This window comes from Rhizobium sp. R86522, assembly GCF_042466255.1.
In the GTDB taxonomy this organism is placed as follows: Bacteria; Pseudomonadota; Alphaproteobacteria; order Rhizobiales; family Rhizobiaceae; genus Allorhizobium.
Genome location: NZ_JAXHBX010000001.1, coordinates 2,281,205 through 2,302,501, shown reverse-complemented (window position 1 = coordinate 2,302,501; position 21,297 = coordinate 2,281,205). Strand labels below are relative to the sequence as shown.

General features: G+C 61.8%; 20 protein-coding genes. 7 read left to right on the top strand and 13 right to left on the bottom strand.

The genetic code is table 11. The features are described 5' to 3' along the window. Positions 1–111: 111 nt before the first annotated feature. Both SJY08_RS11155 and SJY08_RS11150 read left to right on the top strand, forming a co-directional pair. Positions 112–726: a L,D-transpeptidase gene (locus SJY08_RS11155; protein WP_054149623.1), complete on the top strand. Its 615-nt coding sequence runs from the start codon at positions 112–114 to the stop codon at positions 724–726. Positions 727–1,031: 305 nt separating this feature from the next. After that, positions 1,032–1,439 (top strand): helix-turn-helix domain-containing protein, encoded by a 408-nt coding sequence (locus SJY08_RS11150; protein ID WP_054149622.1) that lies wholly within the window; start codon positions 1,032–1,034, stop codon positions 1,437–1,439. Between the two features lie 9 nt (positions 1,440–1,448). On the opposite strand, the gene SJY08_RS11145 is transcribed toward SJY08_RS11150, so the two are convergent. After that, a complete protein-coding gene (locus tag SJY08_RS11145) occupies positions 1,449–2,363 on the bottom strand; it encodes a DMT family transporter (RefSeq protein ID WP_054149621.1) in 915 nt (304 codons plus the stop codon). A gap of 129 nt (positions 2,364–2,492) precedes the next feature. Here SJY08_RS11145 and SJY08_RS11140 point away from each other — a divergent pair, with 129 nt between their 5' ends. Further along, positions 2,493–2,966 carry an Lrp/AsnC family transcriptional regulator gene (locus SJY08_RS11140; protein WP_377278556.1) on the top strand — a complete coding sequence of 158 codons (474 nt, stop codon included), beginning with the start codon at positions 2,493–2,495 and terminating at the stop codon, positions 2,964–2,966. 48 nt (positions 2,967–3,014) lie between these two features. On the opposite strand, the gene SJY08_RS11135 is transcribed toward SJY08_RS11140, so the two are convergent. Continuing rightward, a complete protein-coding gene (locus SJY08_RS11135; protein ID WP_377275620.1) occupies positions 3,015–4,037 on the bottom strand; it encodes a zinc-binding alcohol dehydrogenase family protein in 1,023 nt (340 codons plus the stop codon). A gap of 192 nt (positions 4,038–4,229) precedes the next feature. Next, complete coding sequence (locus tag SJY08_RS11130) at positions 4,230–5,447, bottom strand: MFS transporter (protein WP_377275618.1); 1,218 nt, start codon at positions 5,445–5,447, stop codon at positions 4,230–4,232. A gap of 252 nt (positions 5,448–5,699) precedes the next feature. On the opposite strand from SJY08_RS11130, the gene SJY08_RS11125 reads away from it, so the two are divergent. Then, positions 5,700–6,617: a diacylglycerol/lipid kinase family protein gene (locus SJY08_RS11125; RefSeq protein WP_377275616.1), complete on the top strand. Its 918-nt coding sequence runs from the start codon at positions 5,700–5,702 to the stop codon at positions 6,615–6,617. Positions 6,618–6,673: 56 nt separating this feature from the next. Here SJY08_RS11125 and SJY08_RS11120 read toward each other — a convergent pair whose 3' ends face one another. The 5 genes from SJY08_RS11120 to SJY08_RS11100 all read right to left on the bottom strand — a co-directional run bounded on the left by SJY08_RS11120 (position 6,674) and on the right by SJY08_RS11100 (position 13,593). Then, positions 6,674–8,281, bottom strand: coding sequence for an ABC transporter ATP-binding protein (locus SJY08_RS11120; protein ID WP_377275614.1), 1,608 nt, complete (start codon positions 8,279–8,281; stop codon positions 6,674–6,676). A 2-nt stretch (positions 8,282–8,283) separates the two neighbouring features. After that, the gene (locus SJY08_RS11115) at positions 8,284–9,408 is read right to left on the bottom strand and encodes an ABC transporter permease (RefSeq protein ID WP_153761850.1); all 1,125 of its coding nucleotides are present in this window, start codon (positions 9,406–9,408) and stop codon (positions 8,284–8,286) included. Next, positions 9,401–10,324, bottom strand: a complete 924-nt coding sequence (gene oppB / locus SJY08_RS11110; protein ID WP_377275611.1) for an oligopeptide ABC transporter permease OppB — start codon at positions 10,322–10,324, stop codon at positions 9,401–9,403. Before oppB ends, SJY08_RS11115 begins: the two co-directional genes overlap by 8 nt. Before the next feature lie 64 nt (positions 10,325–10,388). Further along, complete coding sequence (locus tag SJY08_RS11105) at positions 10,389–11,987, bottom strand: peptide ABC transporter substrate-binding protein (protein WP_069041773.1); 1,599 nt, start codon at positions 11,985–11,987, stop codon at positions 10,389–10,391. 247 nt (positions 11,988–12,234) lie between these two features. Continuing rightward, positions 12,235–13,593 carry a glutamine synthetase family protein gene (locus SJY08_RS11100; RefSeq protein WP_377275608.1) on the bottom strand — a complete coding sequence of 453 codons (1,359 nt, stop codon included), beginning with the start codon at positions 13,591–13,593 and terminating at the stop codon, positions 12,235–12,237. Between the two features lie 192 nt (positions 13,594–13,785). On the opposite strand from SJY08_RS11100, the gene SJY08_RS11095 reads away from it, so the two are divergent. After that, positions 13,786–15,159, top strand: a complete 1,374-nt coding sequence (locus SJY08_RS11095; protein ID WP_377275606.1) for an aspartate aminotransferase family protein — start codon at positions 13,786–13,788, stop codon at positions 15,157–15,159. 45 nt (positions 15,160–15,204) lie between these two features. Here the strand turns inward: SJY08_RS11095 and SJY08_RS11090 are convergent, their stop codons facing one another. From SJY08_RS11090 to SJY08_RS11075, 4 genes are all read right to left on the bottom strand, one after another. Then, complete coding sequence (locus SJY08_RS11090; protein WP_377275604.1) at positions 15,205–15,978, bottom strand: SDR family NAD(P)-dependent oxidoreductase; 774 nt, start codon at positions 15,976–15,978, stop codon at positions 15,205–15,207. A 138-nt stretch (positions 15,979–16,116) separates the two neighbouring features. After that, complete coding sequence (locus SJY08_RS11085; RefSeq protein WP_377275602.1) at positions 16,117–17,280, bottom strand: TMEM43 family protein; 1,164 nt, start codon at positions 17,278–17,280, stop codon at positions 16,117–16,119. A gap of 201 nt (positions 17,281–17,481) precedes the next feature. Next, positions 17,482–17,775: a DUF2218 domain-containing protein gene (locus tag SJY08_RS11080; RefSeq protein WP_377275600.1), complete on the bottom strand. Its 294-nt coding sequence runs from the start codon at positions 17,773–17,775 to the stop codon at positions 17,482–17,484. A 2-nt stretch (positions 17,776–17,777) separates the two neighbouring features. Continuing rightward, positions 17,778–18,368 (bottom strand): PadR family transcriptional regulator, encoded by a 591-nt coding sequence (locus tag SJY08_RS11075; protein WP_054149645.1) that lies wholly within the window; start codon positions 18,366–18,368, stop codon positions 17,778–17,780. 150 nt (positions 18,369–18,518) lie between these two features. Here SJY08_RS11075 and SJY08_RS11070 point away from each other — a divergent pair, with 150 nt between their 5' ends. After that, entirely contained in the window at positions 18,519–18,992 is a 474-nt protein-coding gene (locus SJY08_RS11070; protein ID WP_377275598.1) for an OsmC family protein, read from the top strand. Between the two features lie 61 nt (positions 18,993–19,053). Further along, positions 19,054–19,617, top strand: a complete 564-nt coding sequence (locus SJY08_RS11065; RefSeq protein WP_377275596.1) for a GNAT family N-acetyltransferase — start codon at positions 19,054–19,056, stop codon at positions 19,615–19,617. A gap of 91 nt (positions 19,618–19,708) precedes the next feature. Here SJY08_RS11065 and SJY08_RS11060 read toward each other — a convergent pair whose 3' ends face one another. Further along, positions 19,709–21,211 carry an AMP nucleosidase gene (locus tag SJY08_RS11060; RefSeq protein ID WP_054149609.1) on the bottom strand — a complete coding sequence of 501 codons (1,503 nt, stop codon included), beginning with the start codon at positions 21,209–21,211 and terminating at the stop codon, positions 19,709–19,711. Positions 21,212–21,297: the final 86 nt, after the last annotated feature.

Sequence of the window (21,297 nt, the reverse complement as noted above, 5' to 3'; positions counted from 1 at the left end):
CGCCCCATCTTCGCCATCGATCTTAACAAGCACCTTTAGATTTAACCCGTCATTAACCATAAATTCCTAGGCTCCTCGGCAACGAATCGTAATCCCGAGGACGCCTGAAACATGACCATTTCCCGCCGCGGTCTTTTGTTTGGCCTGCCGCTCTTCATCGCCGGCTGCCAGTCCGTTCCCAATCAGCAGGCCCTGTATGGCGACGTGCCGGATGAGCCGTTTCCGCTGAAAAAGGTACCGATCGAGAAGATCAAGCCGGAACTGCGTCGTCAGGAAGTGGCATACGAGACGCCACACGCTCCGGGCACGATCGTGGTGAATACGCCAGAGCGCCGGCTCTACCACGTGATGGGCAATGGTCGGGCCATGCGCTACGGCATCGGCGTCGGCCGCGCGGGCCTTGCTCTTTCCGGCAATGCTTATGTCGGTCGCAAGGCAGAATGGCCGAGCTGGACGCCGACCCCCAACATGATCCGCCGTGACCCCGAGCGGAACCTGAAATATGCCGGCGGTGTGCCCGGCGGCCCGAACAATCCCCTCGGCGCCCGCGCCATGTATCTCTATCGTGGCGGCAACGACACCATGTTCCGCATTCATGGCACCAACCAGCCCTGGTCGATCGGCCAGGCGATGTCCTCGGGCTGCGTCCGCATGATGAACCACGACGTGATCGATCTCTATGCCCGCGTCGATGTCGGCAGCAAGGTCGTTGTGATTCAGGCCTGATCGGCATTGCGACTTTCCCGTCTTTATTGTGGCGCTGGTCCCTGACCGGCGCCACTTTGCTGTGATCGATTGGCACTGTCTTGTCACACCCAGTCACGACTGTGCCATCACGCTTGCAGCTCCAAGCCTTTGCCCCAATCTCCCCGCAATGAAACTTTCCGGCGCTCTTGTGCGTCGAATGTCTGGTTGACGCTGTGTCGACCAATTCCGATCGGCCGGAGGCTTTTTCCGCCGGCCGATCAGGACTAAGTGGAAACAGATGCGCCGGTGACCGGCCGCGTCGAAGATTTGAGAAGGGATTTTGAATGGCTCGCGATATGAACGCCGGCTTGTCCGACCTCGGTGGTTGCCAGATCGAGGCGACCCTGCAGCTGTTCGACGGCAAATGGAAGGGCGTGATCCTCCACCATCTCCTCAAGGACGAAGTGCTGCGCTTCAACGAACTGGTGAAGCGCCTGCCATCGATTACCCATCGCATGTTGTCGAAACAGTTGCGCGACATGGAGGTCGCCGGTCTCGTCGCCCGCACCGTCTATCCGGTCGTGCCGCCGCGTGTGGACTATTCACTGACCCCGCTCGGCCGCAGCCTCGAGCCAGTGCTTCAGGCGATCGGCCGTTGGGGCCAGGAGAACCTCGTGGCCGTCGAGGATGCGGCACTAAAGCCGAGCGAGAGCCCGACGGGCAGTGCGGCGATCATGCGTTCTGCTGCGTGATGCCGACCGTCAGCCTGCGGGCTGGCGTCGGGACAAAAGGCCGGTGGACAAGAGGACGCCGAGCCCGGTGACAAGCGCCGCAACGAGAACCGAGATGCCGAGCGGCTCCGCAAGCAGCACGGCACCGCCAATGGCCGCAGCCACTGGCGTGATCGCCGTATAGGCGGCAGCCTGGGTTCCGCCGAGTGCGCGAACTGCCGTCCCATAGAGCAAGGTCGCGACCAAGCCCGAAAGCAGGCCCTGCGTGACGGATTGTAGGGCGATTTCCCCCAAGGGTGCCGTCAGGAATTGGGTGCCGACAAAGGGCAGGGCCGCAAGGTTGAGAAGGGTCGACCAGACGCAGATCAAGGCCGCTCCTTCGAAGGCATCGAGTCCGCTGCGGCGGAAGGCATGGGTATAGACGGCCCAGAGCGTCGCGCCGATGGGAAGGATGGTGAAGCTGATCCAGCCGAGCCCGTCAGCACCCAGATTGCCCGCGAGCAGGATGCCGCCGCCTGCGAGGATCGCAACCATGCCTGCCTTGCGCCATCTGTCGGGTCGTTCGCCGAGGAATGCCATCCCGATGACTGCGACCGCAAGCGGCATCAGCCCCGGCAGCAAGACGCCGGCCGCCGAGGCGGGTGTATGGCGCATGCCAAAGGCGACGATCTGAAAGAAGGGCGCGCCGGAGCCGAGAATCATCAGGCAGAGTGGTCCCATGGCCCCCTTGGGAAACAGGCCCGTACGCCACCAGACCGGCGCCAGCACGAGCGCCGGAATTCCGTAACGCAGAAGACTGAGGTCGAGGGGGCCAAGCCCGGCGCCGACGCTATGACGTGTGGAAACCAGCCACGAGGCCCAGATGAGCACGACGGACAGCGCCGACAATGCACCCAGCGCTGAGCGGCCGGAGCCGGGAAGGGGAGTGGTGCCGACGGCGGACATGGTTGCTCCAGAGGATGATGCTTGCGTCCAATCTTATGCCGTTCGCTCTGACGTGTCCTTGCGCAATGCACGCCGGATGGTTAGCAATTTGGCAGACTATGCCAAAAAGAAGTGCTGGAGTTCTAATTGCTGCCAAAACTCGACAAGTTCGATCACGCGATCCTCAAGCTTCTGCAGGATGACGCACGCACCACCAATGTCGAGATTGCCGACAAGGTCGGGCTCTCGCAATCGCCTTGCCTCCGACGTATCAGGCTGATGGAGGAGAGCGGTCTCATCCGCGGCTATCGTGCAGATCTTGACCGTCGGATGCTGGGGCTCGAACTCACCGTGTTCGTCGCCTTCAAGGTGGCGCGCCACACGCGCGAGAACGCCGATGCGCTGCACGAGGCCCTGCTCGACATTCCCGAAGTCGTCGCCTGCTACATGATTTCGGGTGAGTCCGATTTCCTGGCAGAAGTCGTCGTTGAAAATCTCTCGGCCTACGAGACCTTGCTCACGGAGAAGCTGCTCGTCTTGCCCAACGTGACCGATATCCGGTCGAATTTTGCGATCCGGAGCGTCAAGACTGGTGCGCCGCTGAAGCTCCCGGTTCGCACCTGATCGCGGAAGAGGTGGCCGCCGCAGAGACGGCGGCCGGTAAGAACTGGCTCAGGCCGGAAAACCTTCCAGCACGATCTTGCCGCGCGTGCGGTTGCTCTCGATCAGCCTGTGCGCCTCGCGCAGGTTTTCAGCCGTGATCGGCCCGAGCACGGTATCGAGCGTCGTGCGGATTTTGCCCACGTCGATGAGTTCGGCAACATGCGTCAAGAGCTTGTGCTGCTCGATCATGTCAGGCGTCTGGAAGACCGGCCGGGAGAACATGAACTCCCAGTGGAGCGACACGACCTTCTGCTTGAAGGCAAGGATGTCGAAGCCTTCGGGGAAGTCGTCGATCAGGCAGATGCGGCCCATCGGCGCGATGATCTCGGCCATTGCCAGTCGATGCTGGCCGCTGTGGGTCACCGAGAAGATGAAGCCCGGCGGGTCGATGCCGAGTGCGGCGAATTCCTGGGCGAGTGGCTTGCTGTGGTCGATGACGTGATCGGCACCGAGAGACTTCGCCCAGTCCACCGTCTCCGGGCGCGAGGCGGTGGCGATGACGGTAAGGTCGGTCAGTTCCTTGGCAAGCTGGATGGCAATCGAGCCGACGCCGCCGGCACCGCCTGTGATCAGGATCGACCGTCCGGCGCCGAGGACGGGATCGCTCACCTTCAGCCTGTCGAACAGAGCCTCGTAAGCGGTGATGGCAGTCAGCGGCAGGGCGGCGGCTTGTGCGAAGGAGAGCGTCTTCGGCTTCAGGCCGACGATGCGTTCGTCGACGAGGTGATATTCGGCATTGGTGCCCGGACGATTGATCGCGCCGGCGTAGTAGACCTCGTCTCCTGGCTTGAAGAGGCTGACATCCGGACCGACGGCCTTGACCACGCCCGCCGCATCATAGCCGAGGATCCGGGCTTCGCCTGCCGGCGGCGTCTGGTTGCGGCGAACCTTGGTATCGACCGGGTTTACCGAGATGGCCTTGATCTCGACGAGGAGATCGTGGCCTGCCGCCTCTGGCATGGGTAGCTCGAGATCGACAAGTGCCGTTTCCGAGGTGATGGGCTGGGGCGTATGGAAGCCGATGGCGCGCATGGACAACTCCTGTCTGGCGTTTGAACGCTACCCATTAAGGGCATAGATTGGAGTTCTGCAAGAATGCACATGTTGTCTGTAGGCACAGAAAAGAACCTCGGTTCATTTCACAGTGCCGACTATGTCACGCCCTCGCGAAAGGATGGCCAGCAATTTCCCGGCTGTCCCCTCAAGCGGACCTTGAAGACCGCCTCAGCCGCGTGACGGCCTTCTCTCCAAAGCAATGGAGATCAGGAAGATGATCAGGCCGAAGGCCGAGAGCACCGAGCCGACATAGCCGGTGGCGGCGTAGCCGTAGCCAGCGGCAATCACCAGTCCGCCGAGCCAGGCGCCGAGTGCGTTCGCGATGTTGAAGGCGGAATGATTGGTGGCGGCGGCGAGCGTCTGCGCGTCGGCTGCCACATCCATGAGACGGGTCTGCACGGCCGGGCAGGCGGCAAAGCCGCAGCCGGTGAGGAAGACGCAGATGCACAGCATGATCGGATTGTGCGCGGTGAGCGAAAAGACTGCCATCAGCACGATATTGAAGGCGAGCATGCCGCCGATCGTCCCCTTCAGCGAATAGTCGGCCATGCGGCTGCCCACGATATTGCCGACATTCATGCCAATACCGAAGAGGGCAAGAACCACTGCCACCATGCTGGCCGGGAGACCCGCGGTATCGGTCACGGTCTTGGCGATATAGCTGAAGATCGCAAACATGCCGCCGAAGCCGACGGCAGCGACACCGAAGGACAGCCAGACCTGCAGGCGCCCGAAGGCCGACAGTTCGCGGCGGATGCTGGCGCCCTCGGCCACTTCGTCCTTCGGCAGATAGAGTGCGATCAACGCCACGGTTATGGCCGCGATGGCTGCTACCAGGAAGAACGCGGCGCGCCAGCTCATCATCTGGCCGAGGAAGGTTGCGATCGGCGTGCCGATCAGCGTGGCGATCGTCAGCCCCAGCATCACTCGGCCAACGGCCCTAACGCGACGGTTCGGCGGCGCCATGGAGGCGGCAACCAGGGCGGCCACACCGAAATAGGCGCCATGCGGCAGACCGGTGATGAAGCGAAGAAGCGTGAATGTCGCAAATTCTGTGGCGAGCGCACTGGCGAAATTGCCGACGGCGAAGAGGCCCATGAGCAGCAAGAGCAACGTCTTGCGCGGAAGTTTGGCGGCAAGTGCTGCGATGATCGGTGCGCCGATGACGACACCCAGCGCATAGGCGCTGATCACATGGCCTGCCTGCGGCACCGTTACCCCGTAGGTCTCTGCGACCTCCGGCAGCAGCCCCATGATCACGAACTCGCCGGTCCCGATGCCAAAACCGCCAGCGGCGAGCGCCAGTTCGATCAGCAGGATCGTCGTTGGCGTCAGGGCCGGGGACTGTTGTAGTTCTGCGGTGGGGGACGAAGCGAATTCGGTCATGAAAACACCATGGGCGCGCAAGAGAACCTTGCCACGCGAAACGCGCTTCCGAGGAAGCCGAAATGAAAGAAAGGAGCCAGCAGGCCGTAAGAAGGAACTGTTTTTTATCATATCCGTGTGCGCTGCGGCAAAGGCTTTTGCTCGCCATCTTGAAATCTGCTCGTGCGCTATCGATCTGCAGGCGGCTTTCGAAACTTTCGAGGCGTCGACACGTTGTGAGCATTGGCCTCTCAAGGGCCGCGAAAGGGCGACATGAAAATCAAGGCGGTACTCAATCGCGAAGGTGGCACCTTCAAGACCACCGACATGCAGACCTATTGCGAGACGGCGACCCGCGCCTTTGCGGCGAAGGGCCATGATCTCGTATGCGATGTCGTCGGCGGCGACGAGGTTGTGCAGTCTCTGGAAAAGGCGAGCAAAGAGAGCGACCTTGATGCGCTTCTGGCCGGCGGTGGGGACGGCACGATATCCACGGCCGCAGGCATCGCCTGGGAAGCGGGTGTTCCGCTCGGCATCATCCCAGCCGGCACGATGAACCTCTTTGCCCGCTCGCTGAAGCTGCCGTTGGATATTTGGAAGGTACTCGACCTCTTGGCCGACGCAACCGTCGTCAACGTCGATATTGCAACGGCGAACGGTCGTCCCTTCGTGCACCAGTTTTCCGCAGGTCTGCACGCCCGCATGGTCCGGATGCGCAACCAGATGAATTTTGCCTCCCGTATCGGCAAGATCCGGGCAAGCACCAGCGCCGCCTTCGGCGTCATGCTCGATCCGCCGCGCTTCGAGGTCGTCTTCGACATCGATGGCGACGGCCGCAGCGAGGAGCGCCCGGTCTCGGCGATCTCCGTCTCCAACAATCCGCTCGGCAACAATTCGCTGTTCTTCGCCGACCGAGTCGATACCGGCAGGCTCGGGGTCTATCTGGCGGAGCCGCTGGAGCCGACGGGCGTCGGCAATCTGGCTTTCGATATCATCAGGGGCAAGTTCAAGGAGAACGAGGCAGTGACCGCCTCGACTGCGGAGAAGGTGCATCTCCATTTCCCGAGACATCGCAAGGGTGCCGCCTGTGTGCTCGACGGTGAACTCCTGCGCATGCCGGCCGATGTCGAGATCAAGATCCATGCCGGACAGCTGAAGGTGCTCGTGGCGCGGCCGCAGGCGCCGGCATGAACGAAAACGGCGCCCGATTGGGGCGCCGTTTTGGCATTTTTCAGAAGAGACCGCGCTCAGTGGCTGAAGGCCGCCGCGATCAGATCGCGGGTATAGTCTTCCTGCGGATGATCGAAGATCGCCTCGGTTCCACCCTGCTCGACGATCTTGCCGTTCTTCATCACGATGACATGGTCCGACATCGCGCGGATGACCGAGAGGTCATGGCTGATGAAGACGTAAGACAGGCCGTGCTTGTCCTGCAGGTCGCGCAGCAGTTCGATAACCTGACGCTGCACGGAGCGGTCGAGTGCTGAGGTCGGCTCATCCAGGATGACGACCTTGGGCTTCAGGATCATCGAGCGGGCGATCGCGATGCGCTGACGCTGGCCGCCCGAGAATTCGTGCGGATAGCGGTTGCGCGCTGCCGGGTCGAGGCCAACCTCCTTGAGAGCAGCAATGGCCCGCGCATCACGCTCGGCGCGGCTGAGCTGCGGCTCGTGCACGTAGAGACCTTCGGTGATGATCTCGCCCACCGTCTGGCGCGGCGATAGCGAGCCATAGGGGTCCTGGAACACCAGCTGCAGCTGCTTGCGGAAAGGGCGCATGCCGGCCCGGTCGAGGTTCGAGATATCCGCCGTCTCGAAGCGGAAGGCGCCATCGGCTGCGAGCAGCTTCAGAAGCGCCCGTCCGAGCGTCGATTTGCCAGATCCCGACTCCCCGACGATGCCGATGGTCTGGCCCTGGCGGAGCCGGACGCTGACCTGATCGACGGCCCGGAAGGTACGGTTCGGACGCAGGAAGCCACCGCTGCCAATGTCGAAATCGACAGTGACATTTCGGCCTTCCAGAACGACCGGCGCATCGTCAGCCGGCGGCGGTTTTGTGCCAGTGGGTTCGGCGGCGAGCAGCATCTTGGTGTAGTCGTGCTGGGCATTGCCGAAGATCGCGTCGCGGCTGCCCGTCTCAACAATCTCGCCCTTGCGCATGACGGCAACGCGGTCGGCCACGTGCTTGACCACGCCGAGGTCGTGGGTGATCAGCACGATCGCCATGCCGAAGCGCTTTTGCAGGTCGGCGAGCAGATCGAGGATCTGCGCCTGGATGGTGACGTCGAGTGCGGTCGTCGGTTCATCCGCGATCAGCACGTCCGGCTCGTTGGCGAGGGCCATCGCGATCATCACGCGCTGGCGCTGGCCGCCGGACATTTCGTGCGGATAGCTGTCGATGCGCCGCTCGGGGTCCGGGATGCCGACGAGCTTCAAGAGCTCCAGCACGCGGGCGCGCGCTTCCGTCTTGCTTAATCCCCGGTGATGGATCAGCGGTTCGGCGATCTGCTTGCCGATCCGGTAGAGCGGGTCGAGCGAGGTCATCGGCTCCTGGAAGATCATGGTGATCTTCGCACCGCGCACCTTGTTCAACTCGCCGATCGGCAGGCCGACGATGTTGCGTCCGCCATAGAAGGCCTCTCCGCTGACATCGCCGTTCTTGGCGAGCAGTCCCATGATACCCATCATGGTCTGGCTCTTGCCGGAGCCGCTTTCGCCGACGATGGCAAGCGTTTCGCCCTTCTTCACCGAAAAGCTGATGCCCTTGACCGCCTCGACCGTGCCGTCGGGTGTCGCGAACGTTACCTTGAGGTCGGAAACGTCGAGCACGGTTTCGTTGTTTGTCTTGTCGTCCATGCTCATCGGTCCTTTGGATCCAGCGCATCCCGCAGGCCGTCACCCACGAAATTCAGCGAAAACAGCGTCACCACGAAGAAGATCGCCGGGAAGATCAGCAGCCAGGGTGCGTTCTGCATGCTGGCGGCGCCTTCCGAGATCAGCGTGCCCCAGCTGGCAAGCGGCGCCTGGACGCCGAGGCCGAGGAAGGACAGGAAGCTCTCGAGCAGGATGACCTTCGGCACGATGACGGTGACGAAGACGATGACCGGGCCGATCGTGTTCGGGATGATGTGGCGCCGAATGATCTGCCAGTCAGTCAGGCCCAGCGCCTCGGCCGCCCCGACGAATTCGCGGCGCTTGAGCGACAGCGTCTGCCCGCGCACGATGCGGGCCATTTCCAGCCATTCCACCGCCCCGATCACCAGGAAGATCAGGATCACCGATCGCCCGAAGAAGACCACGAGCACCACGACGAGGAAGACGAAAGGCAGCGAGTAGAGGATTTCGACGATCCGCATCATCACATTGTCGACGCGGCCACCGAGATAGCCCGAGGTCGCGCCATAGACGACACCGATGCCGAGCGAGACGAGGCTGGCGGCAAGACCCACGGCGAGCGAGATCTGCCCGCCGAGCATGACGCGGACGAGCAGATCACGGCCGTTGGAATCGGTGCCGAAGGGGAACGTGATCTGGTCCACATTGCCGGATACGGTGAGGCTTCGACCATCCGCTGCCTGGTCCACGACTTCCGAATTCTTGAATTCGTTGTTGCGATCGAAATAGCGGATCGTGCGGGGATCGATTTCCCCATCCGAACTGATCACGGCAGTAAACCGGCCATCCTCGACCGTAAAGCTGTCGAGTTGCACTCTTGCCCGCTGGGCCACGCTTTCGGCGACGTCCTGCAGCGTCTCGGGATCGGGCCTTGGAGTCAGGCTCGGCGGCACGTTGACGTAGGAGGAGAAGACCTGATCGTAGCTGTGTGGCACGAACAGCGGGCCGGCGAAGGAGAACAGGGTCACGAACGCCAGAAGCACGCAGCCCGAGATGGCTGCCTTGTTGCGTCGAAAACGCATCATGGCGAGCTGGGCGAGGCTGCGTCCGGTGATCTCCGGCTGGGGGGAAGCGGTGATATCAGTCATTGCGAACCCTCGGATCGAGCAGGCCATAGGCGATGTCGACCAACAGGTTGAAGACGATCACGAACACGGCGACGAGGATGACGGTGCCCATGACGAGGGGATAGTCGCGGTTGAGTGCGCCGAGCACGAAGTAGCGACCGACGCCGGGAATGGTGAAAATCGTCTCCACCACTGCGGAACCGGTCAGAAGTGCGGCGGCACAGGGTGCGAGATAGGAGACGATCGGCAGCATCGCACCGCGCATCGCATGCGTGACGACGACGACACGCGAGGGCAGGCCGTAAGCCTTGGCCGTGCGGATATGGTCGGTATGCAGCGCCTCGATCATCGCGCCGCGGGTCAGGCGGGCGAAAACGGCAAGCTGCGGCAGAGCAAGCGCCGTCACCGGCAGGATGAGGTAACGCAGCGAGCCGTCGCCCCAGCTACCGGCCGGCAGCCAGTTGAGGATCACGGCAAACAGAAGCGTCAACACGGGACCGACAACGAAATTGGGGATCGTCACGCCGACAGTCGCAAAGGACATGACGGCGAAATCGATCGCGCTGTTTTGCCTGAGTGCTGCGACGGTTCCGAGCAGCACGCCGCCGATCAGGGCGACGAGGATGGCGATCCCGCCGAGCTGGATCGAGTAGGGCAGCGCCTTGCCGATCAGTTCGGAGACGGTGTTGTCCTTGTAGATGAAGCTCGGACCGAGATCGCCGGTGACGGCATTGCCGATATAGCTCAGATACTGGTTGATCAGCGGCTGGTCGAGTTTGTAGGTGGCCATGATATTGGCCATCGTCTGGGGCGGCAGCGGGCGCTCCAGGTTAAAGGGGCCGCCGGGCGCAAACCGCATCAGGAAAAACGAAATGGTGACGACGATAAAGATCGTCGGAACGGCACTCATGAGCCGCCGCAGTACGAAGGATGTCATGTCCTGCTCCTGAAAGGACGACGCGCGGCCATGGGGCCGTGCGTCGTCCGGTCACGTGACGAGATTATTCAGCGACGCGGAGGAAGCGGCTGAGATGCTCGTTGGCTGCGTTGTCCTGCCAGCCGCTGACGCGGTCGGAGACCAGCCACAGGTTCGCCGTGCTCATCAGCGGAGCGATCGGCTGGTCGCGCATCAGGATGACTTCGGCATCATGCAGGATCTTCTTGCGGGCTTCGGCATCGCCTTCGGTGTAGGACTTGGCCATCAGCGCGTCGAACTCCGGGTTGTTGTACTTGCCGTAGTTGAACGAGGTGTTGGTCGAGACGTTGAGGCCGAGGAAGTTTTCAGCATCCGCATAGTCGGCGACCCAGCCGGCACGAGCCACGTTGAAGGCGCCGCCTTCCTGGAGGTAGGCGTAGTGCGAGGCCACGTCGAGGTTGGTCATCGTCACCGTTGCGCCGAACGTGTTCTTCCACATGTCGGCAACGGCGGTCGCGACACGCTCGTGGTTCGGGTTGGTGTTGTAGCGGATCTCGATGTTGAGCGGCTTGCCGCCTTCACCGTAACCGGCTTCCTTCATCAGTTCGATCGCCTTGTCTTCGCGGTCGAGCTGCGACATCTCGGCGAAGTCGGCCTTGGCTGCCTCGTAGCCACCGAGACCATCCGGAACCAGCGAGTAGGTCGGCAGCTGCGCGCCGGAATAGATCTCCTCGGCCAGGAAGTCGCGATCGACGGCCATGGAGAGGGCCTGGCGGACGCGCACGTCGCTATAGGGTTCCTGGCGGGTGTCGAAGACGTAGTAATAGGTTGAGGCCGACGGCGAAACGCGGACCTGCTCGCCATAGCTATCCTTCAGGCGGTCGATCTGGTCGGCCGAGAAGTTGTAGACGAGGTCCATTTCCTTGGCTTCGAAACGGCGGACCGAAGCGGCCTGATCGTCGATCGGGTAGAAGACAACCTTGTCGATCTGGGTGTTGGCGGCATCCCAGTGGTTTTCGTTCTTCACGACCACGAGGTTGTCATTCGGCACATGGCTCTCGAGCTTGTAGGCGCCGTTCGACACCATCACGCCCGGCTTGACGAAATCCTTGCCGTTCTTTTCGACGCTTGCCTTGGAGACGGGCAGGGCGGTCTGGTGGGCCAGAAGCTCGAGGAAGAACGGCGTTGCGCGCTCAAGGGTCACTTCGAGGGTCTTCTCGTCAACGGCCTTGACGCCGATCTCTTCCAGCTTCGCTTCACCCTTGTTGGCCTTTTCGGCATTCTTGATCGGGTAGAGGATGTTGGCGTATTTCGCGGCCGTTTCCGGGTTCTGGACGCGCTGGATCGAGTAGACGAAGTCTTCAGCCGTTACCGGCGAGCCATCCGACCACTTGGCGTTTTCGCGGATCTTGAAGGTATAGACGGTGCCATCGTCGGAGATGGTCCAGCTTTCGGCAGCGCCGGGCACGATTTCGCCCTTGGCGTCGTAGATCGTCAGGCCCTCATAGAGATCCTTGAGAATGAAGGCTTCGATGTCGATCGAGGTATTGGCCTGATCGAGCGTCTGCGGCTCGCCGGAATTGCCGCGATGAAGCACGACTTCGGCCAGCGCCTGGCTTGCGCCAAACATCAAGGAGGTGAGGAGAAGAGAGGTGCCGAGCAGCCGGCGCGTTTGGATAGACATCGTTTGGAACTCCCAGTTCACGTTAACGGAAAGGGAGAGAAGAATATTCGTGCGGAGGTGGCAAGCCGCATTTTTTGTGGCTACCCTAATTTTTGGGAGGAAATTGGAGGGTTGGCCTGTGACTTGGCACGAAGATTTCGTGTGACCGTTTTGTGACGAAATAAAATTATAGCGCCAAATCCTGCCCGAGATGCGACAACGCGACCCGAGGGTCGCGTCTGCAAGGTTTCCGATGGCTGGATAGGGGTCAGATGCGCGGCAGATAGGTCTGGTAGTCGAAGCTCGACACGGTCCTGAGGAAGGCCATGGCTTCCTTGCGCTTGGTGTCGCCATAGATGCGCTGATATTCGGCCCCGAAGATGTCGGCGATGAAGGCGGATGCGCGGAACCGCTCGACGGCGGTCAGGAAATCATAGGTCAGCATGTCGGGGTTTTCAGGCGCGCTGTCCGGCGTCGTGACCTGGCCGGGATCGAGGTCTTCTTCCAGACCGAGTAGGATGCCGCCGAGGATGGCGGCGAGCAGCAGATGCGGATTGGCATCGGCGCCGGCGACGCGATGTTCAATACGGGCGGCGGGGCCGTCCTTGTCGGGAATGCGGATGGCGGTGCCGCGATTGCCGAAACCCCAGTCGATCTTGTCGGGCGCAAAGGAGCCCGGCTGGAAGCGGCGATAGGAATTGGCAAAGGGCGCGAAGATCAGCTGCGCATCCTGCATGCTCTTCAGCATGCCGGCGGTGATCGACTTCAGCTTCACTGGATCGCCGCCCTTGGCGTCGAGGATGTTCTTGCCGTCTTTGTCGATGATCGAGGCATGCACATGCAGGCCGGAACCCGCGTGATCGCCATAGGGCTTGGCCATGCAGGTCGCCTTGAAACCATGCCGGCGGGCGGCGAAATCGACGACGCGCTTGAGATAAATGCAGTCGTCTGCAGCGGCCATGGCATCCGGCTTGTGCAAAAGGTTGACCTCGAACTGGCCGGGGCCGAATTCAGCCGTGGTCGCATCGGCCGGCAGGCCCATATGGTCGCAGTATTCGCGCACCGTGTCGAGGAAATCTTCCATCGCGGCGGTCGCGCGCATGTCGTAGAGCTGGTAGCCCTCGACCTCGCCGTTCATGACCAGCGCCTTCGGTGGCATCGGCACGCCGGTCTCGCGGAAATCCGGCTCCATGACATAGAATTCGAGCTCGGTGGCAACAACAGGCGTCAGGCCCTTTTCCTCGAAGCGCTTCATCACATTGGCGAGGATCGCGCGCGGGCAGACGTAATGCGGCTCTCCATCAAGCGTATGCATGGTGGCGAGCACTTGCTTGGAGCCGGCAGGCCCCCAGGGCAGCGTCGTCAGCGAGTTCCTGTCCGGCATGCAGATGCCATCGGGATCTCCGAGCGTCAGCGAGATCTTGGTAATGTCGTCATTGTCGTCGCCCCAGATGTCGAGCGATTGCGTCGAGGCCGGCAGGCGCACCGTGTTCTTCCAGACCTTGTCCTCGGCTTTCAGCGGAATCATCTTGCCGCGCAGGTCGCCATTCATGCCGACGAGCAGCACCTCGATGCGCGCGGAAGGGTCGGCTGCGGTAAGATCGGCGGCCTCGGTCGGTGCTGTCATGGGAAAACTCTCGTTGGCTTTTTGGGCGGATTTGGCCGGAGGAACGCGGCAATCGGTGCCTTGCCAAACGCGTTTTGGACGGTCATGTTCGTAGCCGATAATGTTCCGCCTTTCAATGCGGGGCAAGGCAGGCACGCGGACCAAGTTTGGCCGTGAAAGCAAGAGCTTCCGCCCCGGTCAAGGACCCGACCCATGAACAAGCCAGTAACCGCCGTCTCCAACCTCGGTGCCATCGACGCTGCCCACCATCTTCACCCTTTTTCGGACATGAAGAAGCTGAATGCGGCCGGCACCAAGATCATCACCCGTGCGGAAGGCGTGCATATCTGGGATTCGACCGGCAAGCAGTATCTCGATGCGTTCGCAGGTCTCTGGTGCGTCAATGTCGGTTATGGCCGCAAATCGATCGCCGATGTGGTCCACGCCCAGATGCTGGAACTGCCCTATTACAACACCTTCTTCGGCACCACGACGCCGCCGACCACGCTGCTCGCCCAGAAGATCGCCGAAAAGACCGGCCCGAAGATCAACCGGGTCTTCTTCTCCAATTCCGGCTCGGAAGCCTCCGACACCTGGTTCCGTATGGCGCGCGTTTACTGGAAGGCGCTCGGCCACGAGACGAAGACACAGGTCATTGCCCGCAAGAACGCCTATCACGGCTCGACCGTCGCCGGCGCCTCGCTCGGCGGCATGAAGTGGATGCATGAACAGGGCAATCTGCCGATCGAGGGCATCCACCACATCAACCAGCCCTATTGGTATGCCGAGGGCGGCGATCTCTCGCCCGAGGATTTCGGCCTGAAGGTCGCCCGCGAGCTGGAAGAGAAGATTATCGAACTCGGCGAAGAGAATGTCGCGGCCTTCGTTGCCGAGCCGATCCAGGGGGCCGGCGGCGTCATCGTACCGCCCTCGACCTACTGGCCGGAAATCAAGCGCATCTGCGCCAAGTACCAGATCCTGCTCGTCGCCGACGAAGTCATCTCCGGCTTCGGCCGCCTGGGTTCCTGGTTCGGCCATCAGCATTATGACTTCGAGCCTGACCTCGCCCCGATCGCCAAGGGCCTGTCCTCCGGCTACCTGCCGATCGGCGGCGTACTCGTCTCCGACCGCGTGGCGGAGGTCATGGTCAACGAGCTCGGCGACTTCTACCACGGCTACACCTATTCCGGTCACCCGGTGGCAGCCGCCGCAGCGCTCGAAAACATCCGCATCATCGAGGAAGAAGGCCTGGTCGAGCGTGTCCGCGACGACACCGGCCCCTATCTCGCCCAGGCATTGGCCTCGCTCACCGACCACGAACTCGTCGGCGAAGCCGTCAGCGTCGGCCTGATGGGTGCAGTGCAGATCGCTGCCGACAAGGCCACCCGCCGCCGCTTCAAGAAACCAGACGATACGGGAACCGCCGTCCGTAACCAGTGTGTCAATGCCGGCGTCGTGCTGCGCGCCACCGGCGACCGCATGCTCTTCTCCCCGCCGCTGATCATCTCGCGCGCCGAGATCGACCAGGCGGTCGATACGTTGCGCAACGGCCTGGACTGGTTGAAGGACAATCGCGGCGACGGGTGAAGCGGCCCAACCAATGAGGCGCCGGCGAGACCGGCGCCCTTTGCCTCACGGCATGAACTGGCCACCATTGATGTCGATCGTCTGTCCGGTGATGTAGCCGGAGAGCATGGAGGACGCCAGGAAGAGATAGGCGCCGACGCAGTCCTCCGGTGTGCCGGTGCGCTTCAAGGGCACGGCGGCTGCCACCTGATCGAGTTGGCCGGGCAGGGCATATTTGTCCTGGAATGGGGTGGTGATGACGCCGGGCGCCACCGCGTTGACGCGGATCTTGTATTTGCCGAATTCCAGCGCCATGCCCTTGGTGACTGCACCGACAAAGGCTTTCGAGGAACCGTAGACGCCGGAGCCTGCGGTGCCGCCCGTGCGAGCAGCCACCGACGTCGTATTGATGACGAAGCCGCCCTCACGCTTCAGATACGGCACGGCGGCCTGTGTCGTAGCGATCACCGAGCGGGCGTTCACGTCCATCACCTTGTCGTAATGAGCGTCCGTCATCTCTTCATAGAGCACGCGGGCGATCATGCTGCCGGCATTGTTGATGACACCATCGAGCCGACCGAAGGTCTTGGCGACATGCTCGACGGCCTCGGCCATGGCCTCCGATGACGCCGCATCGGCTTTCACCAGTACGACGCTGCCACCGGCGGCTTCTATGTCGCGGGCGATGGCATGCGCCGCTTCCGCATTCGAATTGTAGTGCAGGCCGACCAGGGCGCCTTGTGCGGCAAAACCGCGTGCCAGGGCCTCGCCGATGCCGCTCGATGCGCCGGTGATCAGCACGGCCTTGCCAGAAAGGTCGGGGATGGTGAGTGCGGTCATGGGCTTGTCCTCCTGTTGTCAGACAAGCTTAGAGCGGCCCCGATGTGATTTGGCAAGGCCGCTCTCGTCCATCTCGTTGCACCTTGACCTAGGATGTTTCAGTGAACCCAGGGTGCTCAGTGCTCTACCGTCCACGGGTCACGCTGCAGGCTGGGCCGTCTGTTTGCGGACATACCTGGAATAGGCCCAGATAATCGCGACCACGCCCACGATCAGCCCGATCGACAGCAGCGGCCTGACGGCGAACCAGCCGATCGCAATGACCGTTACGCCGACCGCGATCGCCAGGACGAACGAAATCAGCCCCGTCCCGAAGCCGATCAGGGTGCCGACGAACGGAATGACGTCACCGATCACGCTGAAGATCCGCAGGATCAGGGCAAAGCCGACGAACAAACCCAGGATCCCCGCTGCCCTGATCACCCAGGTCAGAATGACGTTTTCGGTCTGGCTGTCGGCGAACATCTTATCCGAGGTTTCGCGGCCAGCGGCGAGCAGGAAGAGCGTGTAGCCATTTTCCGTGGTGTATTCGGCCAGGCGATCACCACGCTGCATGGCCACGATGCTGACTTCGGGCAGCACGATCTTCTCGAAGCGGACCCGGGTGTCCCCGACCTGCGGCGCCTTCTCATCGGCGCCGAAATAAAGCGCCTGCGTGACGGCACGGCCTTCGCCGGGATAGCCGAGGGCTTCGGAAGCCTCGGCTGCCGTTTCAGCGGTGATCGGCAAGGCTTGCCGCGTGCCAGCCGAGGCAATCTGCGAGCCTTCCACACTGAAGGCACCCAGTTTCGCCGTCTCCACCAGCGTTTCCGTCGACGGCAGCCAGAATTCGGGGTTCTCATGCCCCGCAGATTCCTGGAATTTCGAGGAGTCCTGCGCATCCCCACTCCATTCCCTGGAATAGGTGTAGGTGGTCACGGTTTCTTCGCCGCCGCCCAGCTTCTTCTCGGTCTTACTGCTTTTTTCCTCGACCCACTGATACATCTCGACCTTGCGAGCCAGGCCAATCACGCCGCTCGCGCTGATTCCCGTGTCCGGGTCGACGACGTCAGCCTCCGGAACCACGCCGCTTTCGATATGCACCAGCTTGCCATCGAGCGCAGGGTCTATCCGCGCTGCATCGGTGCTGACGACGATCGACTGGCCTTCCACCAGCAACTCATACGTCGCGACCGATCGCCCTTCGTTCCAGAGCAGCGCGACGATTGCCACGATGACGAGAATGAAGCCGAATATGGCCCCCGTCAGTGCCCCACCCAGACGGGAAAACCAAGATGTCGATGTCCTTGTTACCACATTCATGGCATCCCCCATTGCCTAGCGCCCTTGCCGAGTTGCAAGTTTCTAGCAAGTTTTGTTGCCAGGGAAAGTTCTTATCTTGGGGGGATCGAAGGCGGGGCAGAACGTATTGCACATCCTCCGCCAGAGGGATCAGCCTCACGCAGGAGACTGATCCAAAAACCAGACTGTTCTGGCCGGCGGACCCGTGACGTCGGGAATGGCTTAAGCCGCTTTCCAGTTGAAGGGCAGGGGGGCCTCGCGGAAGGCGAAGCGGTCAAGGTGGCTGGCCACCACGCCCTGATAGGTTTCGAGCTTTCCGGCATCTTCGGTCTCGATCGTGACCGTCAGGCTCGATGCATCGCTGTGCATGGATGCTGTTGCCTCGGGAAACTTCACCACGGCCTTGTGGTTCTGCTCGTCCAGCTCGACCTCGAGCTTGTGGGACCAGTGCTTGCAGAGCTGCTGCAGATATTTCCAGCCGTTTTCGGTGGAAACGGTTGTCGTCGATGTTGCCATGATCAAAGCCTTTCGATCTTGCCGACCGCCTCGTCCAGAATGCGGGCGACCTCCAATTGCGTCTCGCGCGTGGTCGTTTCGCGCGACAGACAGTCGTGCAGGGCCTGCTTCAGGTTGTGCATGGCGCGACGCACCGGGGCTGCATCTGTTCTTTCGCTGACTTTTGCAAGGGCCGTCAGGCGTCCCATCGCGGTCGCGACCTCGTCGGCCCGCTCTGCGAGATGTGTTCGGCCGGCTTCGGTGATGGTCATCACCTTGCGCGGCCCGTCGCTCTCATGTTCTTCCGCCAGCCCCATGTCGAGAAGCAGCGTCATGGTCGGATAGACGACGCCGGGCGAAGGGGCATAGGCACCGCCCGACAGGCTCTCGATCTCGCGGATCAGGTCATAGCCATGACGAGGCTGGTCCTCGACCAGCTTCAAGAGAACGAGGCGCAGCTCGCCGCCGTCGAACATACGGCGGCGTTCGCCACGCCCTCTGGGGCCGCCGAAAGGCCCGCCCTGGGGGCCGCCATGGCGCATAGCATGCATCGCCTGGCGAAAGGCGTGGAAGGGATTGCCGCATTCGCCGCGGCCGCTCTGGGAATGTCTCATGATCATCTCTCGTTCTGTTTGAATTGCATCTAAGATATATCTTAGATCGGACGATGCAAGGCCCGGCCATAAAAATCTCTCCGGGGTCATGCTGGTCCGGCTTGTGCGCGAGGACTAAGATCGCAAGAGGAATCGCTGAGGAGGGCGTCGATGAGCGAGAAGCGGCACGAATACCAAGTCACGGTCACCTGGCAGGGCAATGTCGGTACAGGAACCTCCGGCTACCGCGACTATGGACGTGATCATCTGATCTCAGCCGCAGGCAAGCCGGATATTCTCGGCTCCGCCGATCCGGCCTTTCGCGGCGATCCCAAGCGCTGGAACCCGGAAGATCTCTTTCTCGCCTCGCTGTCGGCCTGCCACAAGCTTTGGTATCTGCACTTCTGCGCCGTCTCCGGCGTCATTGTGATCGCTTATGAAGACCATGCCGAAGGTGTCATGGAAATGGATGCCAATGGTACGGGGCGCTTTACCGATGTCGTGCTTCGCCCCACCGTTACCATCAAGCGTGGCACCTTTCCGGAACTCGCGCTGGACCTGCATGGCGACGCGCACGAAAAGTGTTTCATCGCCAATTCGGTGAATTTTCCCGTACGCTGCGAGGCGAAGATCGTCGAGGCGTGAAAGGTGACGGCGGGGCAGGTATTGCCCGACGGAAGCTCTCCCGTCGACCACCTATATCGTCATGCAACGGGAAGACCTGCGAGGAGACCTGATGGTACAATTGCAGACGGCGAACCTGACGCTCGCTCCTTGTCGCTCGAGTGACGCTGCCGATTTCATCGCGCTGGAACGCGACCCGGACGTGATGCGCTTTCTGAACGGCGGCGCGGTCGATCACCAGAAGATTGTCCCGGAGCAAGCGGCGTTCCTGATGCCGAGAGGCACGGAACCCTATGTGTGGACTGCACGCATGACGACCGACGGCGCGTTTGTCGGATGGTTCTGTCTGTTTCCGGAAACGGAGATGATCGCCGAGATCGGCTATCGCCTGCGCCGAGCGTGCTGGGGCCAGGGACTGGCGCCGGAAGGAGCCTCGGCGCTTGTCACATGGGGCTTCACCAGCGGTGGCTACGAAAAAATCGTGGCAACCACGATGGCCGTGAACCAGGGTTCACGACGGGTGATGGAAAAAATCGGCATGAAACACACGCGCACGGAGTTTGCCGATTTTGCCGATCCCATCCCGGGTTCCGAACACGGCGATGTCTGGTACGAACTGACGCGCGGCGAATTCCTTGGGCGCTGAGCTTCAGGCTCCCATCAGATGATTGCCGGCAGGAAGGAAATTCCTGCCGGACACCATTCTGCCGTTTCTGCCGGCCGCTGCGCTTGCTGACTTACTGGAACGCCGTCTCGAAGAAGCTTCTGAGCTTGCGGGAATGCAGCTTCTCGGTCGGCATGGCGCCGAGCTTTTCCAGCGCCCGGATGCCGATCTGCAGATGCTGGCTGACCTGGGTCTTGTAGAAGGCCGTCGCCATGCCCGGCAGTTTGAGCTCGCCATGCAGCGGCTTGTCGGAGACGCAGAGCAGCGTGCCGTAGGGCACGCGGAAACGGAAGCCGTTGGCGGCGATGGTGGCCGATTCCATGTCGAGTGCGATGGCGCGTGCCTGGGACAGCCGCTTTACCGGGCCGCGCTGGTCGCGCAGTTCCCAGTTGCGGTTGTCGATCGTCGCGACCGTGCCTGTGCGCATGATGCGCTTCAGCTCGAAGCCCTCATAGCCGGTGATTTCCTCGACCGCGTCTTCCAGCGCAAGCTGCACTTCCGACAGTGCCGGGATCGGCACCCAGACCGGCAGATCGTCGTCGAGCACGTGGTCCTCGCGCATATAGGCATGCGCCAGCACATAGTCGCCGAGCCGCTGGCTGTTGCGAAGTCCGGCGCAATGGCCGAGCATCAGCCAGGCATGCGGCCGGAGTACTGCGATATGGTCGGTGATTGTCTTGGCATTGGAAGGACCGACGCCGATATTGACGACCGTGATGCCGCCGTGCCCCTTCTTTTTCAGATGATAGGCCGGCATCTGCGGCAGGCGTCCAAGGGCGACACCTTCGATCGGTTCGGAATGGCCCGAAGGGGTGAGAATGTTGCCCGGCTCGACGAAGGCCGTATAGTCGCTGTTTCCGTCCGCCATCAGCTTGCGGGCATAGGCGCAAAACTCGTCCACATAGAATTGGTAGTTCGTGAACAGCACGAAGTTCTGGAAATGCGATGCGCTCGTCGCGGTATAATGCGACAACCGCGCTAGCGAATAATCGATGCGCTGTGCCGTAAACGGGGCCAGCGGATGCGGTTCGCCGGGCAAGGGCTCGTATTCGCCATTGGCGATCTCGTCATCGGTAACAGTGAGATCAGGCGTATCGAAGATGTCGCGCAGCTGCATGTCGACGAGGCCGCCGGCAGACGCCTCGACGTGGGCGCCTTCCGCAAAGGCAAAATGCAGCGGAATGGGGGTTGCTGATTCAGACACCGTAATCGGCACCTGATGATTGCGCATCAGAAGCGCCAGCTGTTCCTTCAGATAATGCCGAAAGAGCTGAGGCCGTGTGATCGTCGTGGTGTAGATGCCGGGCGAGGTAACGTGTCCGTAGGAGAGACGGCTGTCGACATGGCCGAAGCTCGTCGTCTCTATGCTGACCTGAGGGTAGAAGGCGCGATATCGACCCTCGATCGGACCGCCCTTGGCCAGAGACGAAAAGGCCTCGATCAGGAAATTGGTATTGCGCTCGTAAAGCGCCGTCAGCGCGTCGACGGCCGCCGTCGCATCTGTGAAGACCTGAGGCGCAAAGGGCTCGGGGCTGATGGAGTTCTGGGGTGCTGGGGACAGGATTCGTGTGTTCATGGCGCATTATAGGAGACGAAATCTGACAAGCAAACGACGTCATGGGGGATGCGTCAAGATTTCTTCGGAGCCGCTTGCGCGCCCGG

Bases quoted from the DNA above. Each gene is read 5' to 3' on its own strand.
- SJY08_RS11070 (WP_377275598.1), top strand. From the start codon at position 18,519: ATGAGCGAGAAGCGGCACGAATACCAAGTCACGGTCACCTGGCAGGGC.
- SJY08_RS11095 (WP_377275606.1), top strand. From the start codon at position 13,786: ATGAACAAGCCAGTAACCGCCGTCTCCAACCTCGGTGCCATCGACGCT.
- SJY08_RS11145 (WP_054149621.1), bottom strand. From the start codon at position 2,363: ATGTCCGCCGTCGGCACCACTCCCCTTCCCGGCTCCGGCCGCTCAGCG.
- SJY08_RS11105 (WP_069041773.1), bottom strand. From the start codon at position 11,987: ATGTCTATCCAAACGCGCCGGCTGCTCGGCACCTCTCTTCTCCTCACC.
- SJY08_RS11150 (WP_054149622.1), top strand. From the start codon at position 1,032: ATGGCTCGCGATATGAACGCCGGCTTGTCCGACCTCGGTGGTTGCCAG.
- SJY08_RS11060 (WP_054149609.1), bottom strand. From the start codon at position 21,211: ATGAACACACGAATCCTGTCCCCAGCACCCCAGAACTCCATCAGCCCC.
- SJY08_RS11155 (WP_054149623.1), top strand. From the start codon at position 112: ATGACCATTTCCCGCCGCGGTCTTTTGTTTGGCCTGCCGCTCTTCATC.
- SJY08_RS11065 (WP_377275596.1), top strand. From the start codon at position 19,054: ATGCAACGGGAAGACCTGCGAGGAGACCTGATGGTACAATTGCAGACG.
- SJY08_RS11100 (WP_377275608.1), bottom strand. From the start codon at position 13,593: ATGACAGCACCGACCGAGGCCGCCGATCTTACCGCAGCCGACCCTTCC.
- SJY08_RS11080 (WP_377275600.1), bottom strand. From the start codon at position 17,775: ATGGCAACATCGACGACAACCGTTTCCACCGAAAACGGCTGGAAATAT.
- SJY08_RS11075 (WP_054149645.1), bottom strand. From the start codon at position 18,368: ATGAGACATTCCCAGAGCGGCCGCGGCGAATGCGGCAATCCCTTCCAC.
- oppB (WP_377275611.1), bottom strand. From the start codon at position 10,324: ATGACATCCTTCGTACTGCGGCGGCTCATGAGTGCCGTTCCGACGATC.
- SJY08_RS11115 (WP_153761850.1), bottom strand. From the start codon at position 9,408: ATGACTGATATCACCGCTTCCCCCCAGCCGGAGATCACCGGACGCAGC.
- SJY08_RS11135 (WP_377275620.1), bottom strand. From the start codon at position 4,037: ATGCGCGCCATCGGCTTCCATACGCCCCAGCCCATCACCTCGGAAACG.
- SJY08_RS11085 (WP_377275602.1), bottom strand. From the start codon at position 17,280: ATGAATGTGGTAACAAGGACATCGACATCTTGGTTTTCCCGTCTGGGT.
- SJY08_RS11125 (WP_377275616.1), top strand. From the start codon at position 5,700: ATGAAAATCAAGGCGGTACTCAATCGCGAAGGTGGCACCTTCAAGACC.
- SJY08_RS11130 (WP_377275618.1), bottom strand. From the start codon at position 5,447: ATGACCGAATTCGCTTCGTCCCCCACCGCAGAACTACAACAGTCCCCG.
- SJY08_RS11090 (WP_377275604.1), bottom strand. From the start codon at position 15,978: ATGACCGCACTCACCATCCCCGACCTTTCTGGCAAGGCCGTGCTGATC.
- SJY08_RS11120 (WP_377275614.1), bottom strand. From the start codon at position 8,281: ATGGACGACAAGACAAACAACGAAACCGTGCTCGACGTTTCCGACCTC.